Source organism: Oricola cellulosilytica (genome assembly GCF_019966575.1).
GTDB classification, from domain to species: Bacteria; Pseudomonadota; Alphaproteobacteria; order Rhizobiales; family Rhizobiaceae; genus Oricola; species Oricola cellulosilytica.
The window spans coordinates 31,997-49,209 of record NZ_JAINFK010000008.1 but is presented as its reverse complement, the minus strand read 5'-3'; the positions used below and the strand labels follow the sequence as shown (position 1 = coordinate 49,209).

Here is a 17,213-nt window from a genome sequence, read left to right as displayed (position 1 = left end):
TCACGCCGCGCTTAATGAAGCGTTTAGTGCAAAATCACCCGAGAAATCCGGTTTACGGGCAATTTCAAACCTCTATCGGGTGATTTGGGTCAGATTTTCGCCTTGAACGGCACGGCTTGGGACGCCCGCAGAGCCAGAGCCGCGTTGATGCTCTTTTCTCGGATATGTCCGTAGCCGGCAATCTCCTCCGGCCATGCGGCAAGTTCCGCAGCCGCGGCTGCGTTCTTGCCGTCCAGCATCGCCGCGATCCGGTCGATATCCTTCTCGTAGGTATCCAGTGTCGCGCGCTCCAGCTTACGCTCGGCGGTCCGTGCGAACACGTTCAGCCGGGTGAACCGCAGCCGTTTCAGCCGTGCAAGGACCTTGAAGGCTCCCATCATCCAAGGCCCGAAAACCGACTTGCGCGGATGGCCGGAAGCGTCCTTTGCGCCGAGAATTGGCGGCGCGAGGTGAAACTCGAGCTTGTCGAACGTCTCGAATTCGCGCTCAAGCTGCGCCTTGAAAGAGGACGTCGTGTAGAGCCGCGCGACCTCGAACTCGTCCTTTATCGCCATCAGCTTGAACAATTGGCGCGCTACCGTTTCGGTGATGACACCCGGTTTTCCGGAAATCTCCGTCTCGCGCGCCTTCACGGCGTCGATCCGCTCCAGGTAGCGTCCGGCGTAAAGAGCATCGTGATAATCGGTAAGAAACTCTGCGCGCCGGGCGATGACGTCATCCAGTGTCCGGGCGATCGGACTGCGGTCAGCTGTCGACGATTTCGTCTCGAGTAATTTTGTGATCGCGGCGGGGTCATGTGCTGCGCGCCGACCCCAGCGGAATGCCGCGATGTTCATCTCGATCGCCTGCCGGTTAAGCCTGGTGGCTTCCTCGACCGCCTCGCACGACACTGGCAGTCCTCCGAGTTGGGCAGCATGTCCAAGCATGAACATGTTGGCGGCAATGGAGTTGGCGAAGAGCGCCTCGGCGGCCCGGCTGGCATCGAGGAAATGCAAACGCTCGTCGCCGACCGCCTCGCGGATCGACTCTATCAGCCGGTCGGTCGGAAGCCGGAACTCGCGATGGCGCGCGAAATCGCCCGGCATCACCTCCGCCTTGTTGACGAGGCACAGCGTTTCGTCCCTGCGGATCGCGGACAAGATCTTTCGGCTGCCGGTCACGACGATGTCGCAGCCGAGCACGAGATCGGCCTTTCCCGGCGACACGCGAATAGTCGAGATCGCCTCAGGCGTCGTGCCGATGCGCATATGGGTGAAGACTGCGCCGCCCTTCTGGGCCAGACCGGCCATGTCGATGATGCCGACACCCTTCTTCTCCAGATGCGCCGCCATGCCGAGAATCGCGCCGATGGTCACGACGCCGGTACCTCCGATGCCGTCGATCAGGCCGGCCCATTCGGGACGGTTCTCGTCAAGCGCGAAAACTGGCGCCGCCGGCACGCCTGCGAGAGGATCCGCCGGCTGATCGGCAGGTTTGGGCTTGCGCAGCTTTCCGCCATGAACGGTCACGAAGGAAGGGCAAAAACCCCGCAGGCAGGAAAAATCCTTGTTGCATGCCGTCTGGTCAATCCGCCGCTTGCGGCCGAATTCGGTGTCCACCGGCTGGATGGCGATACAGTTCGACTTCACGCCGCAATCGCCGCAACCCTCGCAAACGAGCTCGTTGATGATCACGCGCCTGTCAGGATCCGGATAGGTGCCGCGCTTGCGGCGGCGGCGCTTTTCCGCGGCGCATGTCTGGTCGTAGAGCAAAACGGATACGCCGGGAACCTCTTGCAACTCGCGTTGAACGGCATCGAGATCATCCCGGTGATGAACCGTCGAACCGTCCGGAAACGTCACTTTTCCGGGATACTTCTCCGGTTCGTCCGTAACAACAGCGATCCGCTCGACGCCTTCGGCGCGCACCTGTCTGGCGATTTCGTCGACGGTCAGATCGCCTTCGACATGCTGCCCGCCGGTCATCGCGACCGCGTCATTGTAGAGAATCTTGTAGGTGATGTTCGTACCTGCTGCGAGCGCGAAACGGATCGCCAGGGAACCCGAATGGTTGTAGGTGCCGTCGCCGAGATTCTGAAAAATGTGGTCCCGCTTCGAGAACGGCGCCTCGCCCACCCAGTTGGCGCCTTCGCCGCCCATTTGGGTGAAACCTTCGTGCTCGCGCTCCATCCAGACCGCCATAAAATGGCATCCGATACCCGCTGACGCGCGCGCGCCTTCCGGGACCACCGTCGAGGTGTTGTGCGGACATCCGGGACAATAAGTTGGCATCCGGGACGCCACGTCCTGGATTTCGGCAAAACGTTTCTGGGTCTTGCGGATATTTGCCACCCGCGCGGCGATTTCTTCGTTCTCGCCGCAGATCGCCAGCACCCGCTCGCCGACCGCGATGGCGATGTCGTTGGGATCGAGCGCGCCCATGATCGGGAAAAGCGTCCGATTCTGCTCGTCACGCTTGCCAATCACCATGGGTCGTTTGGAAAAGCCATAGAGTTCTTCTTTGATCTGTACCTCGATGAGGCCTCGTTTCTCCTCCACCACGACGATCGTGTGCAGCCCGTCGGCGAACCGGATCAGATCGTCGGGATCGAGCGGCCAGGGCATTCCAACCTTGTACAGCCGGATGCCGAGCCTGGAAGACATCACCTCGTCTATTCCCAGATCGTGCAACGCCTCCCGCAGATCGAGATAGTTCTTTCCGGCCGCCACGAGACCCAGTCTGGGCCTCCGCCCGCCACTCCACACGACATGGTCGATCTTGTTGGCGCGGTTGTAGGCGACAGCCGCTTCGCGCTTGAACCGGTGCAGGCGTTGCTCCTGGCCGACAAAGTCCAGATCCATTCGGCGAATGTTGACCCCGCCTTCAGGCATCTCGAATTCCGGAATGATCGGATTGATCCGGTCGAGCCCGGCATACACCGACCCGGTGGACTCGATATTGTCCTTCACGCACTTCATCGACGCCCAGGTGCCGGCAAAGCGGCTCATCGCATAGGCATGAAGTCCGTAGTCGATAATTTCCTGCACACCCGCCGGATTAAAGATGGGAATCAGCGTGTCGACAAAGGCAAATTCCGATTGATGGGCGTTGGTGGACGATTCGGCCGTATGATCGTCGCCCATCAACGCGAGAACGCCGCCGTGTTTGGATGAGCCTGCCAGATTGGCGTGCCGGAACACGTCGCAAGTGCGGTCGACGCCTGGACCCTTGCCGTACCAGAGCGCGAAAACGCCGTCGTATTTTCCGTGTCCTCCGAGTTCCGCCTGCTGCGTTCCCCAGCAGGCCGTCGCTGCAAGTTCTTCATTGAGACCGGGCTGAAACCGGATATTGGCCTTCTTAAGCACGTCGCCGGCTGCCCAAAACTGCTGATCCAGTCCGCCAATGGGTGATCCCCGATACCCTGACGCAAACCCCGCCGTATTCAGCCCGGCGCGGCGATCGCGCTCGCGCTGCATCAACATCATGCGCACGATTGCCTGCGTCCCCGTGACGAACACCTCCTCACAGGAAAGGTCGTACTTGTCCCCGAGCGTTACTGTTCTCAGCGCCATCCAAATCTCCCGGCACGGATTGCGAAACGTCACTGCAGTGTTGGTCCGCGGAACCGGCAGGTCAAATCATTTCGATTGTGCAACGCGAAGGTGAAACATTGAGTATTTTCAGGGGGTTCAGAGGTAACAATCCGTCTTGCGATGCCCTTCCGCAGCAATTTTCAACCGGCTGCGGAAAACCCGCCGTCGACCGTGATGACCGTTCCGGTCATGTAGCGCGACGCATCCGATGCCAAAAGCAGCAGCGCGCCGTCGAGATCAGGAGCCTCTCCGAGTCGCCTCAAGGGAATTCTGCTCTTCAGCACCCCGTCGAGACCTTTTTCAAAATGTGGCTGGGTCATCCCGGTGAGAAACCACCCTGGCGCGATTGCATTGACCCTTATCCCGTGCCGGCCCCACTCCGCCCCTTGCGCCCTGGTCAAGTGCTCCAGTGCGGCCTTGGACGCGGCATAGCCTGAAAGACCACTCATCGACCGGCCGGCGAGCACACTCGTGACATGGATGATCGCGCCACCGCGCCGGGCGGAGCGCATCCGCTTAAATGCCTCAGCCGTTACCCGCGCAGTGCCGACAACATTCACGTCCAAGAGATTAGCCAAGTCCTCGGCACGTGTTTCTTCAGCGCGCGCGAATTGAGATACTCCGGCATTGTTGATGACTACGTCGATCGGTCCGAAAAGCCGCTCGGCAGCATCAAAAGCCGCCGAAACGTCTTCCTGATTCGTAATATCGCACGGCAGGTGATGCAGATTTTCGTGATCTGTCTCGGCGGCCGAACGGCTTGCACCGATCACCTTGGCCCCGCGCCGTGCGAGAAGTTCGGCAAAACGCGCGCCGAGGCCGCTCGAAGCACCCGTCACCAGGCACACCCGCTCACTGACGCTGAAGAGGTCACTGTCCATGCTTTTTCCCGCGTGATCGCGGACCCCTTACAGGCCGCGCGGCGGGCGTCAACACCAAGGTACTGCGCCGCCAGAAGTGGTAAAGAAAGTTTACCAATCAATTGTCTTCATCGCGGTCCGGTGTTAGCAGGACCACAAGAGGTTTAGGGCCGTCCCCGCGATTGTGCAGGTTGTCCCGTTCGTGCACAAATGCGGGAGGGATACGGTGCCGATCATTTCGGGTCGCTCATATTTGGGGAGAAATATGGCTCCATTACTGAAGTTATCGCGCGCTATCGATGCCGTGACCGCCTTTATCGGCCGGTCGGTCTCGTGGCTCATTCTGATCGCCGTGCTGGTAAGCGCCGGCAATGCCACTATCCGCAAGATTTTCGACACCTCGTCTAACGCATGGCTCGAACTGCAGTGGTATCTTTACGGCACCGTGTTCATGCTGGCCGCAGCGTACACGCTTCAGCGCAACGAGCATGTACGCATTGATATTGCTACGTCAGGCCTTTCCAAGAAGACGCGCGACTGGATCGACCTGCTTGGCCACATCTTCTTTCTCATGCCGTTCTGCCTGATCATGGTCTTTCTGGGGTGGCCGTTCCTGACCACCTCGTTCACCTCGGGAGAAATATCGGTCAACGCCGGTGGTCTCGTTCTCTGGCCGGCGAAATCCATGGTCTTCCTCGGCTTCCTGCTGCTAACGGCGCAGGGTATCTCCGAGATCATCAAGCGCATTGCGGTCATCCGCGGCATTATTGACGATCCGACCCAGAAACATGAATTGCCGCCGTTGGTGGAGGAACTCGAGTCGGCGGCCGATCTCAAGACGAGGATCAGGCCATGATTGAGATTGCCCACAATCTCGCGCCGATCATGTTCACGTCGGTTATGGCGATGCTGCTGCTCGGCTATCCGGTTGCCTTTACGCTCGCCGCGGGCGGCCTGATATTTTTCTTCATCGGCGTCGAGTTGAGCCAGTTCGCGCCCAGTGAAATCCGGCTTTTTCCCAACCTGATTCAGGCCAACCCGAACCGAACGTTCGACATCATGCGCAACGACACGTTGCTGGCGATCCCGTTCTTCACCTTCATGGGCCTGATACTGGAACGATCACGCATGGCCGAGGATCTGCTCGACACGATCGGGCAACTGTTCGGTCCGGTTCGGGGCGGCCTCGCCTACGCTGTCATCGTGGTTGGCGCGCTGCTCGGTGCGACCACGGGCGTGGTTGCAGCCTCGGTCATCGCAATGGGCCTGATCTCACTGCCGATCATGATGCGTTACGGGTACGACCGTTCGCTCGCGACAGGAACGATCGCCGCGTCGGGAACGCTCGCGCAAATCGTCCCCCCGTCACTCGTTCTGATCGTCATGTCCGACCAGCTCGGACGGTCGGTGGGCGATATGTATGTCGGCGCGCTGCTGCCCGCCGTGATGATCATCGCGATGTACTGCGCGTACATCTTCTTCGTCACGCTGTTGCGCCCGCGAACGGCCCCCGCCCTGCCGGCCGAATTCCGCACCCTCGGCGGTGGGGTCTTGTCACTGCTCGTAATGATCGCCGTGACGGTCGGTATCCACTATGCGCTCTACGAATTCGCCTTTGCCGATATGCGCTACGAAACAAGGTTTGTCTGGTCCGCGACCATCGCCACCGCGGCCGCGCTCGGCTTCAGCCTGATCAACCGTCGGATGAAACTCGGCATCATTTCGCGGTTGGCGGAGCAGGTTGTGATCGTCCTGATCCCTCCACTGGCGCTGATCTTCCTTGTGCTTGGAACGATCTTCCTGGGTATCGCGACGCCCACCGAAGGCGGGGCGATGGGCGCAACCGGCGCGCTCGTTCTTGCCCTCGTGAAACGGCGGCTCAACCTGCCCACCCTGAAGGAGGCTCTCGATTCGACGACCAAGCTGACCGCCTTCGTGATGTTCATTCTGATCGGCGCGCGGGTGTTCGGCCTGACGTTCTACGGAATCAACGGCCATATCTGGATCGAGGAGTTGCTCCTCGCGCTTCCCGGCGGCGAAACCGGTTTCCTGTTTGTGGTAACCGTGATCGTCTTCATCCTCGGCTGTTTCCTCGACTTCTTCGAAATTGCCTTCATCGTCGTACCGCTGCTTGTCGGTCCGGCGGAATCGTTGGGAATCGATTTGATCTGGCTGGGCATTATCCTCGGCATCAACCTTCAGACATCTTTTTTGACCCCGCCCTTCGGGTTCGCGCTTTTCTATCTGCGATCGATATCACCGAAACAAAGCTGGGATGACGAGGTCACCGGAGAGCGTATCGAAGGCATCAGGACAGGCCAGATTTACAAGGGAGTCCTGCCCTATATTGTGATCCAGTTCATCGCGATCATGATCGTCATCTTCTTCCCCCGCCTCGTCACCCACTACAAGGACGAAGTTGCGCCGGTGAATCTCGATGAATTCCAGATACAGCTTCCGAATTTGGGCGGCACCCAGAACGATGGCACTGGTGGAGGGCTTCCCGGACTCGGACTTCCAAGCGGGCTGGGTGACCAGAACGGCAGCGGCGGCACCCCCGGCCTTCCCGGACTCAGCCTTCCCGGCGGCCTGAACCTGAACGGCAGCCCGCCGCCGAACGGCCCGGGCGGGCAGGATGCGCCGCAAGAACCGGAGCAACCGGCCGATCTCAGCCAACCTCCTGTCATTCAGTGATCCCGATTGAACGCCCCGACCCTCGGGGCGTTTTCCCCTTCATGCGCAACCACCACGTTGCATTCCTGCGCCGAGCGAAAAGAACCCCGACCTGTCGACACGGCGCGTCCGGCAGACCAGGGCAATCGGATGCGCGTGAGGCGTGTGCTCTGGCGCTGACGCCAAACGGTGTTATGCATCTCCCGTGACGGTAAGGCCGGAACCAGGATTCGCATGACGACTCGCGAGAAGCCGCAAATCCATCTACGCATCCGGCTCGACGGCGAGACCGCCATCGGACCCGGCAAGGCGGACCTGCTCGAAGGCATTCGCGAAACCGGGTCTATCGCCGGGGCGGGACGACGCATGAATATGAGCTATAAGCGCGCGTGGTTGCTGGTCGAAAGCATGAACCGCTGCTTTCGTGAGCCGGTCGTCGAGGCGGTGCGCGGCGGAAGGGCGCGCGGCGGTGCGACGCTGACCCCGCTGGGCGAATACGTGCTTGCGGCCTACCGGCGCATGAACGAGGAAACGAACCGCGCTATCGGCGGCGAGATCGAGGCCCTGCGCGGAATGCTCGCCGACAACGGCGATTGACCCACTTCGTGGTTCCGATATGTTTCAATGACTATTTCGGAACGATGAGGCCGCTGTGACTGGGATCTTCGCCCGACGCGCCGTCGCGATGCTGGCTCTGTTGACGGGCGCGTTGCTGAGCCCGTCAACAGGCTCGTCGGAAACGCTGAAGTGCGGCGACCGGCCGCTTCTTGTCTTCGCCGCCGCCAGCCTTACCGATGTCATTGAGGCGGCAGCCGCAGCCTTCACCGCGGCAACCGAATGCCCGGTCGCCATCTCCGTTGCGGGAAGCTCCGTGCTGGCCCGGCAGATCGAGGCGGGCGCGCCCGCCACGCTTTTCCTGTCAGCGAATTCCGAATGGGTCACATGGCTCGAAACGAACGCTGCCGAACGAATTTCTGGGCCGCCGCGTGTCCTTGCCCGAAATCGACTCGTCGTTGTGGGACGGGCCGACCCGGCCGAGATTGCGGATCTTCTCTCAACGCGCTTCGCGATGGCCGATCCGGCCCATGTTCCGGCCGGTATGTACGCGAAAACAGCACTGGAGGCACTCGGCGTCTGGACGGATGTCGCATCCAATGCGATTTTCACCGAGAATGTCCGCCTTGCCCTCTCCCTCGCCGAGCGCGGCGATGTCAGCACAGCGATTGTCTATGCGACTGATGCCCGGATGGAACCCGGCCTGAACGTTCTTTATCGCTTCGACGATGCAAACTACCCGGAAATAAGATACGAGGCCGTCTTGCTGACCGGCGCCGGCGAAACGGGCGGCGCGTTCCTGGATATGCTGGCCGGACCGGAGGGTCAGGAAATTTTGGCGAAATACGGCTTTCTGGCCCCTGACGGAACACCGTGACCGTATGCTCACCACCGAGGAACTGACGATCATCGGCCTGTCGTTGAAGGTCGCCGCGGCTGCGATGGCGGTCGCTCTACCCGTTGCGTTTTTTACCGCATACGCGCTCGCTAACTGGCGTTTTCCCGGACGCGGCCTGCTTCAGGCGGTGACGACACTGCCGTTGGTGCTGCCACCCGTCGTCACCGGATACATCCTTTTGATCTGGTTCGGCGCCAACGGGTCGGCGGGCGCCTTTCTGCGCGATACAATTGGCCTGGAATTCGCCTTCCGCTGGACCGGCGCTGCGCTCGCTGCGGGGGTCATGGCGTTCCCCTTGCTCGTGCGTCCGATGCGCCTTTCGCTGGAAGCCATCGATCGCGGCCTTGAGGAGGCCGCCGAAACCCTTGGCGCAGGCCGGCTCCGCATTCTCGTCACTATTGTTGTCCCGCTGGCAATGCCCGGCATCCTTGCTGGCGGCATTCTGGGTTTCGCCAAGGCGCTCGGCGAATTCGGGGCGACAATCACCTTTGTGTCCAACATTCCGGGCGAGACGCGCACCCTGTCGCTTGCCATATATTCGCTGCTACAGAGCCCCTCGGGCGATGCCGCGGCGCTTCGGCTGATCAGTTTTTCGGTGGTGCTGGCCCTGGGTTCCGTTCTGCTGTCGGAATGGATTTCGGCCCGGCTCCCGGCAAACGGAAAGGCACGGGATGAGTGAGCTTGCCGTCGATTTCCGCACACGGGCGGGCTCGTTCATTCTCGAAGGCGCGTTCGAAACGGACCGGGGGATCACCGCCATTTTCGGTAAGTCCGGCTCCGGAAAATCCACCCTTCTCCGGACTGTGGCGGGCCTTGTCCGTCCGGAGCGTGCCCGCATAAGGCTTGACGGCCGCTTTCTGGACGATACCGCGGCGGGGATCCGGATTGCCCCGCGCCATCGCCGTATAGGTTTCGTCTTTCAGGATGACCGGTTGTTTCCGCATCTCTCGGTGCGCGGCAACATTCTCTATGGTGCAAGGAGAAATGAGACACTCACGGAGCCGGCCTCGCGCCACGTCATAGACATGCTGGGCCTCGGCGCTCTGCTTGACCGCCGCCCGGGCACGCTTTCGGGTGGGGAGCGAAAACGGGTTGCAATCGCGCGCGCCTTGCTGTCGTCACCCGACATCTTGTTGATGGACGAGCCGCTTTCGTCACTCGACCACGCCCGCCGAAATCGCGTGATGCCTTATCTCGAGCGGGTCCGCGCCGACACGGGAATCCCGCTCCTCTATGTCAGCCACGAGATTGACGAGGTCGCGCGGTTGGCTGACACGCTGGTTATCCTCTCGGACGGCAGGATCGCCGATTATGGCGAAACCGCCGATCTATTCTCCCGGCTGGACCTCGGGCCGGCGCTCGGCCGTCATGAGGCGAGCGTGCTGCTCGACGGCCAGATCACCGGTTACGACCGGCACTACGACCTCCTGTTGGTGTCGGTCGGCGCCCACACGCTGTTTCTGGCCTCGCGCGGCAATAATGCCGAAGGCGCCCGGCCAGGCCAGGCGCTTCGCCTGCGGGTTCGCGCGCGTGACGTCGCCATCTCGCTCGCCCGCCAGCCGGACATCAGCATGCGCAACCAGCTTCCGATGACAATTGACTACATCCGTCAGGAGGGAGGCGCATACGCCGAGATTCGCGGCCGGATAGGGAAGCAGTTCCTGCGCGCACGCGTCACGCGCAAGACAGTCGATGATCTTGCGCTCACCGAGGGCATGGAGGTTTGGGCGCTGATCAAGACGATTTCGTTTGACCAACGGCTTGTCCAGCCCCGTGTCCCGCCGGTAGAAGGCGCCTGATGAAGACGATGAGCGGCGTACAGCAGCGCAACAGCCACCGGCGATTATTCGGCGCGGTGATCGTGGCTGCGTGTATCTGTCTCGTTGTGTCGGTCTATCTAGCTCGCGAATGGGCCGGCCGGCGTGCCTACGAGGATTTGCGTACGGCGGCTGAGGAAAGCCTCGCCTTGCAGATCGAGGCGTTGACCGGCGTGATGGAAAAATACCGGCTCATTCCGGCCCTTCTCAGCCGCCGCCAGACCCTCCGCGGTTTTCTCGACGGATCGTCTACGGCGGACGAAATCGAGGTCGTCGAGATGCTGAGAGGCATCGCCGCCGCCTCGGGTGCGCGTGATATCGTCCTCGCCGATCCGGCGGGCAAGGTCATCGCGTCTGCGCGTTCGCTCACCGACACCGGTACAATCGAACGATCGAAATTACCCGAGGCGACAATGCAGCGCCGTCTTGGCAGGGCCGCGCTGGAGTTGGATGATGGCACGCGCGCTTACGCCTTTGCCTCACATGTTGCCGGAGCGGACGGCGCCAATGCCGGAATGATCGCGGTCATGGTTCCGTTCGGTGCGATCGAGGCGAACTGGTCGCTATCCAGCAATCCGATTTTCGTCACCGACACGCGGGAATTCGTGTTTCTCTCCAACCGTCTCGACTGGCTGGGGAAGCCTTGGCAAGCTTCGGCAAGCGCGCCGAATGTAGAGCCTCTTTCCTTTGCAGCGGGTGACTTCGTGCGGGTCCCCGCAGACCGGACGGTGCGTTATATCGAGGCGGCGCGGACAATCCCGAATCTCGGCTGGACGATGCACGTGCTGATCCATGCGGAGCCGGTCGCGACGGCGCGCCGCAATGCGGGCTGGCTCACAGCACTGGCAATCATTCTCGTGACGGTCAGCGTTCTCATTCTGATCGGACGACGGGAAATGAACCTCGCCCGAGCCCGGCTGGAGAAAGCCCAGAATCTCCGTCTCGAGCGGTTGGTTCGCGACCGCACCGCAGAACTGTCGACAGTCAATGCGGCGCTGCGAAACGAGGTTGAGGTTCGCCGCGAAGCCGAGCGCCAGTTGCGTGAAACGCAGGACGAACTCGTCCATGCGGCAAAACTCGCCGTGATCGGTCAGATGTCGGCCACCTTGAGCCACGAGTACAATCAGCCGCTCGCCGCGATCAAAACATATGCTGCGAATGGCGTCCGAATGATCGAGCGTGAGAAAACCGACGGACTCCCCGACGTATTGGCGCGAATTGGCCAGATGGTCGACCGGATGAGTGCGCTCTCCAGGACCCTGCTGGCCTTTTCGCGCAAACCCGGCACAAAGCTGCAGCCGGTCGCAATCGACGAGGTGGTGAGCGACGCCCTGATTCTGATCGGTCAGCGCGCGCGAAAGGCTGGAATATCGATCGTCAGCGACGTGCCTGCCGGCGTAACCGCGCATTCGGGAAAGCTTCGCCTTTCGCAGGTGTTGGTCAACCTGGTGGGCAACGCGATCGATGCATTGCGCGGCGAAAATGAAACTGCGCCCGCCGGGGCCGTCATCCGCATCTGTGCAGCGATGGAAGGCGGACGCGTCGTCCTGTCGATCGAGGATAATGGTCCCGGCATGGGTGCCTCGGTCCGTGACCGGATATTCGAGCCCTTCTTCACGACCAAGCCTGTCGGTTCCGGCCTCGGGCTGGGCTTGTCCGTGGTCGACAACATCGTGCGCGACCTGAACGGTACGGTCCGGGTGGAAACACCCGGACCCGGCGGGGGCGCACGCTTTGTCATTGAGCTTCCAGCAGAGGCGGCTGCCGCGGAGGCAGCGGAATGAGTGCCGAAGCGTCCAGCCGCCCCGACATCGTTCTGGTCGATGACGACGATGATCTGCGCCACGCCCTGCGGCAAGGCCTGGAACTTGAAGATCTCGCCGTCGCAGACTTCAAGTCTCCGGGCGACGCGCTTCTGAAGCTGAGCCAGGACTTCGCTGGCGCGGTTATCAGCGACATCCGGATGCCCGGCATGGATGGCATGCAGTTCATGGCTAAGGTGCTCGAGATCGACGCGGCGATCCCGGTAATCCTCGTCACCGGCCATGGCGACATAACCCTCGCCGTCGATGCGATGCGCGAGGGCGCCTACGATTTCATCCCCAAGCCGTTTCGCGTGCAGGACCTCGGAGCGGTAACGCGCCGGGCCCTTGAGAAGCGGCGGCTGGTGCTGGAAAACCGGGTTCTTCGCAGTGAGCTCGAAACGGGCAGTAGCATGGCCGAACGCATCGTCGGCCGGTCTCCGGCAATCAAGGCGTTGCGCGAGGAAATCACGGTCGTCGCCGATACGGGCGCCGATGTGATCATCTTTGGCGAGACCGGTGCGGGCAAGGAGGTGGTTGCGCGCGCTCTGCACGACTTTTCGCCGCGCGCGGCGGGAAATTTCGTTGCGCTCAACTGCGCCGCGCTCCCCCCGGAAATATTCGAATCCGAGCTTTTCGGCCACGAAGCCGGGGCGTTCACCGGCGCGCAGAAACAGCGTATCGGCAAGCTGCAACACGCCGATGGTGGCACCGTCTTTCTCGACGAGATCGAATCCATGCCGCTCGACCTGCAGGCGAAACTGTTGCGCGCCATCGAGGACCGCACGATCGTCCGGCTCGGGTCGAACCGGCAAATTCCGCTCGACGTGCGGTTCATCGCCGCCACAAAGTCCGATCTGGACAAGGAATCCGCGTCCGGCCGCTTTCGCGCCGATCTCTTCTACCGGCTCAATGTCGTCACGCTGACCATTCCCCCCCTTCGGGACCGGCGCGAGGACATTCCGCTACTCTTCGTTCATCTGGCGCGGCAGGCACGCGCGCGATACCGGCGCGAAATGCCCAACCTCACGCCCTCGCTCGAACACCAGCTTCTGGACCACAAATGGCCCGGAAACGTGCGCGAATTGAGAAACATAGCCGACCGCTGGGTTCTGGGCCTGTGGAACGGGTTTTCCCCGGAAGGCGATGCCGGGGCACGGACCCTGGAGGGTCCCCTCGCAGATCGCATTGCGGTATTCGAAAGAACGGTGATCGAGGCTGAGATCAGAAAATCCGGCGGACGGCTGAAGGACGTTTACGAGGCGCTCCAGATTTCGCGAAAGGGACTTTATGACAAGATGCGCAAGCTCGGCATCTCGGCAGGCGAGGCCGACGGGTAGCTGACTACCCAAAGCGGACTGGAGATGGGTCAATCACTGCACGTCCGAACGCCCCGGCACCTGTCTTCGCCCTGCATCTCGCTGATATGCGAACTGGCACGACACATGCTAACGTCACTCATCGAAGGGCCGTCGTGCCTTTTGAGGGAGGAGACGGGGTTCCGGCGATCCATGGGATCGGCACGGCCCGGATGTTCCCTGTCACCAGACGATCCGGGGATCGACCCCCGACGAGACAAGATAGTGGAGGCAATACTCATGAAAATGCTGCTTGGCGCCGTATCGGCGCTTGCGATCTCGCTCACCGCGACCCAAGCGATGGCGCAGTGCGAGGATGGCGAAATGGTCATCAAGTTCAGTCACGTCGTGGCTGCGACCGGTCACCCGAAAGGCGACGCGGCGACGATGCTCGCCGACCGGGTCAACGAGGAAATGAACGGCACCGCCTGCATGGAAGTGTTCGCCAACTCGACCCTTTATGACGACGACAAGGTAATGGAAGCCTTGCTGCTCGGCGATGTGCAGCTTGCGGCCCCGTCCCTGTCGAAATTCGAGGCATACACCAAGAAATATCGTCTGTTCGACCTGCCGTTCCTGTTTTCCAGCCTCGATGCCGTTGACGCTTTCGCTGCGAGCGATGCCGGCAAGGAGCTGCTCAAGGCGACCGAGTCGTCCGGCTACACCGGCCTCGGCTACTGGTCCTCGGGCCTCAAGCAGTTTTCGGCGAACAAGCCGCTTGAGGTGCCAAGCGACGCAAACGGCTTGAAATTCCGGGTGCAGACTTCCGATGTGGCTGTCGCCATGATCGAGGCCATGGGGGCTTCCGCCCAGAAGCTTGCCTTCAAGGAAGTCTATGGCGCCTTGCAGACCGGCGTTGTCGACGGACAGGAAAACACCTGGTCAAACATCTACACCCAGAAATTCTTCGAGGTGCAGGACGGGATTACCGAGACGAATCACCAGCTGCTCGCCTATCTGCTCGTCACCTCGACTGAATGGCTCAACGGTCTCGATCCGGCCGTGCGCGATCAGTTCCTGGCGATCGTCGACGACGTGACGATGAAGGCCAACGGGCAGGTTGCCGAGAAAGAAGCCGCCAACCGGCAGAATATCATCGATGCCGGCGCGACGGTTCGCGAACTGACAGCCGAGCAGCGTGCGGAATGGGTCAGCACGATGAAGCCGGTTTGGCAGAAATTCGAGGGCGACATTGGCAAGGATCTTATCGACGCCGCTGTTGCCTCCAACGGCTCGTAACGGTCATATTGAATGTGCCAGCCGGCGGTTTCACCGCCGGCTGGCGGATTTGACGAGGGAGCGGCGGGGATCGACGCGTTTCGTCGCCGCGGGGGGATTTTGGCGTGGAATTGCTGTTACCATCCGTTCTGCTGGTTGGGATGATCGGGGCCCTGTTTGTCGCCGAGCGATGGAACAGGGAGGCTGTCAACACGCTAGAGGAGAGCTTCATCGCTCTCCTGCTCGCGGCCATTACCATCATTTCGTTTTCGCAGGTTGTCGCCCGCTACGGTTTCAACTCCGGCTGGGGCGGCGCGCTTGAGCTGACTCGCATCCTGTTTGCCTGGCTGATCCTTTTCGGGATGGCCTACGGCGTCAAACAGGGAATGCATCTGGGCGTCGATGCGCTCATTCGCATGTTGCCGAAAAGTCTCTTCAGGATCGTCGCGCTGTTTGGCGCACTGTGCTGTCTGCTCTACGCGGCCATGCTGCTTCACGCTGGATGGCTCGCCTTTTTCGGGGGCAAGGACGTGACCAATTACCGGCAGTCCGGAGCACTCGGGTACTGGACACTGATGTTCAATCTCGGCACTGGACTGGACGACCTCCGTTATCCGGTCTGGATGCAGGAGACCTTCGGTGTTCAGGAGCGTGTGCAGCGCTGGGTCGCCTATCTGATGCTGCCCGTCGGCCTGGCGCTACTGGCGTATCGCAGCATTCAGGCATTCATCGATATCTGGCGCGGCAACCGCGAACTGATCATCGCCGGTCACGAAGCCGAAGAGCTTGTGGCCGAAAACAAAGATCTGCTGAAGGACTAGCGCACGATGGAAACCGGAATCCTGTTCGCGCTGGTCATCGGCCTTCTGTTCCTTGGCGTGCCGGTCGCGGTCGCCCTCGGCCTGTCCTCCATCATCGTGATCGCCTTTTTCTCTGACGACTCGATGTCGTCGGTGGCGTTGCAACTGTTCACCGCCTCACAGAACTACACCCTGCTGGCGATCCCGTTCTTCGTCCTTGCATCGGCGTTCATGTCGACTGGGGGTGTGGCGAAGCGCATCATTCGCTTTTCGATCGCGTCCGTCGGCCATTTTCGCGGCGGTCTCGCAATGGCGTCCGTTCTCGCCTGCATGATGTTCGCCGCGCTGTCCGGCTCGTCGCCGGCGACTGTGGTTGCGATCGGCACCATCGCCATCGCCGGAATGCGCCAGGTCGGGTACACGAAGGAATTCGCGGCCGGCATTATCGCCAATGCCGGCACGCTCGGCATTCTCATCCCGCCTTCGATCGTCATGGTCGTCTATGCGGCGGCGACGAACGTTTCGGTCGGTCGCATGTTCCTTGCCGGCGTTCTGCCGGGCCTGCTTGCCGGTTTCATGCTGATGATCGCCATTTATGTCATCGCCCGTCGCCGCAATTTGCCCGCCGAGGAATGGAAGGGCGTCAACGAACTGCTCAACGGCGGCAAGGAGGCAGGCTGGGGCCTGTTCTTGATCATTATCATCATCGGCGGCATCTATGGCGGCGTCTTCACGCCGACCGAGGCCGCCGCCGTGGCCGCGGTTTATGCGTTCTTCATCGCACTGTTTGTCTATCGCGACATGGGTCCGATGAAGGACCGGCGGTGGCTCGGCGCCGACGACGTGCGTGGCACACCCGCTCACATCGGCTTTTCCGCGACCGTCTATGCGGTCGCCTTCTTTTTTGTCTGGGAAGTGCTGTCTTTCTTCGTCACCGCCGATTGGGAGAACGTCACAGCCGCGGGCCGCGCCTGGACGGGACTGGCCCTGTCGGTAGCCGTCCTGATTGCCTACTCGGTTTGGCGTGATCCCGCTTCGAACCCGGCGAACATTCCCCGCTTCGTCGCTGCCGGGCTCCCCGTCTGGGGTCGCAATCTGGGGCTGATGGGCAGGCACCTGTTCGGCGCCTTCGCCCATGAGGATACGCGCAAGGTGATGATAGACTCGTCGAAGACGATCATCATGCTGATGTTCATCATCGTGAATGCGCTTCTCTTTGCCCACGTGCTGACGGCGGAACGCATACCTCAGGCGATTACCTCGGTGATGGTCGATGCCGGCTTTACCTGGTTCACCTTCCTGATTGCGGTCAATCTGCTGCTTCTGCTCGGCGGCCAGTTCATGGAGCCCTCGGGGCTGCTGCTCATCGTCGCACCGGTGGTGTTCCCGATCGCCATGGAACTCGGCGTCGATCCGATTCACCTCGGCATCATCATGGTGGTGAACATGGAGATTGGAATGATCACCCCGCCGATCGGCCTCAACCTGTTCGTCACCTCCGGTATCACCGGCATGAGCCTGATCCAGGTGGTGAAGGCGGCGGCGCCATTCGTCGCAGTGCTTCTCGTCTTCCTGGTGATCGTCACCTACGTGCCGATCCTGTCGACCGCGCTCCCCTATGCGCTGATGGGCCCGGAAATCATCACACGCTGACCCGGAG

General features: G+C 61.3%; 13 protein-coding genes. 11 read left to right on the top strand and 2 right to left on the bottom strand.

All coding sequences use genetic code 11. From position 1 onward, the window contains the following. Window positions 1-89: 89 nt before the first annotated feature. Together LC298_RS16910 and LC298_RS16905 are read right to left on the bottom strand one after the other, a co-directional pair. Window positions 90-3,551 (bottom strand): indolepyruvate ferredoxin oxidoreductase family protein, encoded by a 3,462-nt coding sequence (locus LC298_RS16910; RefSeq protein WP_131571326.1) that lies wholly within the window; start codon window positions 3,549-3,551, stop codon window positions 90-92. 161 nt (window positions 3,552-3,712) lie between these two features. After that, window positions 3,713-4,453, bottom strand: coding sequence for an SDR family NAD(P)-dependent oxidoreductase (locus LC298_RS16905; protein ID WP_131571324.1), 741 nt, complete (start codon window positions 4,451-4,453; stop codon window positions 3,713-3,715). 244 nt (window positions 4,454-4,697) lie between these two features. Between LC298_RS16905 and LC298_RS16900 the strand changes: the two genes are divergently transcribed. The 11 genes from LC298_RS16900 to LC298_RS16850 all read left to right on the top strand — a co-directional run bounded on the left by LC298_RS16900 (window position 4,698) and on the right by LC298_RS16850 (window position 17,206). Next, window positions 4,698-5,288, top strand: coding sequence for a TRAP transporter small permease subunit (locus LC298_RS16900; protein ID WP_131571321.1), 591 nt, complete (start codon window positions 4,698-4,700; stop codon window positions 5,286-5,288). Further along, window positions 5,285-7,126 carry a TRAP transporter large permease gene (locus LC298_RS16895; protein WP_131571319.1) on the top strand — a complete coding sequence of 614 codons (1,842 nt, stop codon included), beginning with the start codon at window positions 5,285-5,287 and terminating at the stop codon, window positions 7,124-7,126. The genes LC298_RS16900 and LC298_RS16895 overlap by 4 nt, the downstream gene beginning before the upstream one ends. A 213-nt stretch (window positions 7,127-7,339) precedes the next feature. Next, window positions 7,340-7,702, top strand: a complete 363-nt coding sequence (locus LC298_RS16890; protein WP_131571316.1) for a winged helix-turn-helix domain-containing protein — start codon at window positions 7,340-7,342, stop codon at window positions 7,700-7,702. Between the two features lie 55 nt (window positions 7,703-7,757). Further along, entirely contained in the window at window positions 7,758-8,537 is a 780-nt protein-coding gene (gene modA / locus LC298_RS16885; protein ID WP_131571313.1) for a molybdate ABC transporter substrate-binding protein, read from the top strand. Window positions 8,538-8,541: 4 nt separating this feature from the next. Continuing rightward, window positions 8,542-9,237 carry a molybdate ABC transporter permease subunit gene (gene modB, locus LC298_RS16880; protein ID WP_131571310.1) on the top strand — a complete coding sequence of 232 codons (696 nt, stop codon included), beginning with the start codon at window positions 8,542-8,544 and terminating at the stop codon, window positions 9,235-9,237. Continuing rightward, window positions 9,230-10,357, top strand: coding sequence for a molybdenum ABC transporter ATP-binding protein (modC, locus tag LC298_RS16875; RefSeq protein ID WP_131571307.1), 1,128 nt, complete (start codon window positions 9,230-9,232; stop codon window positions 10,355-10,357). Before modB ends, modC begins: the two co-directional genes overlap by 8 nt. After that, the gene (locus LC298_RS16870; protein WP_131571304.1) at window positions 10,357-12,159 is read left to right on the top strand and encodes a sensor histidine kinase; all 1,803 of its coding nucleotides are present in this window, start codon (window positions 10,357-10,359) and stop codon (window positions 12,157-12,159) included. Before modC ends, LC298_RS16870 begins: the two co-directional genes overlap by 1 nt. Continuing rightward, window positions 12,156-13,517: a sigma-54-dependent transcriptional regulator gene (locus LC298_RS16865; RefSeq protein WP_131571301.1), complete on the top strand. Its 1,362-nt coding sequence runs from the start codon at window positions 12,156-12,158 to the stop codon at window positions 13,515-13,517. The genes LC298_RS16870 and LC298_RS16865 overlap by 4 nt, the downstream gene beginning before the upstream one ends. Before the next feature lie 258 nt (window positions 13,518-13,775). Continuing rightward, window positions 13,776-14,774, top strand: a complete 999-nt coding sequence (locus LC298_RS16860; RefSeq protein WP_131571298.1) for a DctP family TRAP transporter solute-binding subunit — start codon at window positions 13,776-13,778, stop codon at window positions 14,772-14,774. A gap of 104 nt (window positions 14,775-14,878) precedes the next feature. Then, window positions 14,879-15,574, top strand: a complete 696-nt coding sequence (locus tag LC298_RS16855; RefSeq protein ID WP_223385717.1) for a TRAP transporter small permease — start codon at window positions 14,879-14,881, stop codon at window positions 15,572-15,574. Window positions 15,575-15,580: 6 nt separating this feature from the next. Then, window positions 15,581-17,206 carry a TRAP transporter large permease gene (locus LC298_RS16850; RefSeq protein WP_131571295.1) on the top strand — a complete coding sequence of 542 codons (1,626 nt, stop codon included), beginning with the start codon at window positions 15,581-15,583 and terminating at the stop codon, window positions 17,204-17,206. Window positions 17,207-17,213: the final 7 nt, after the last annotated feature.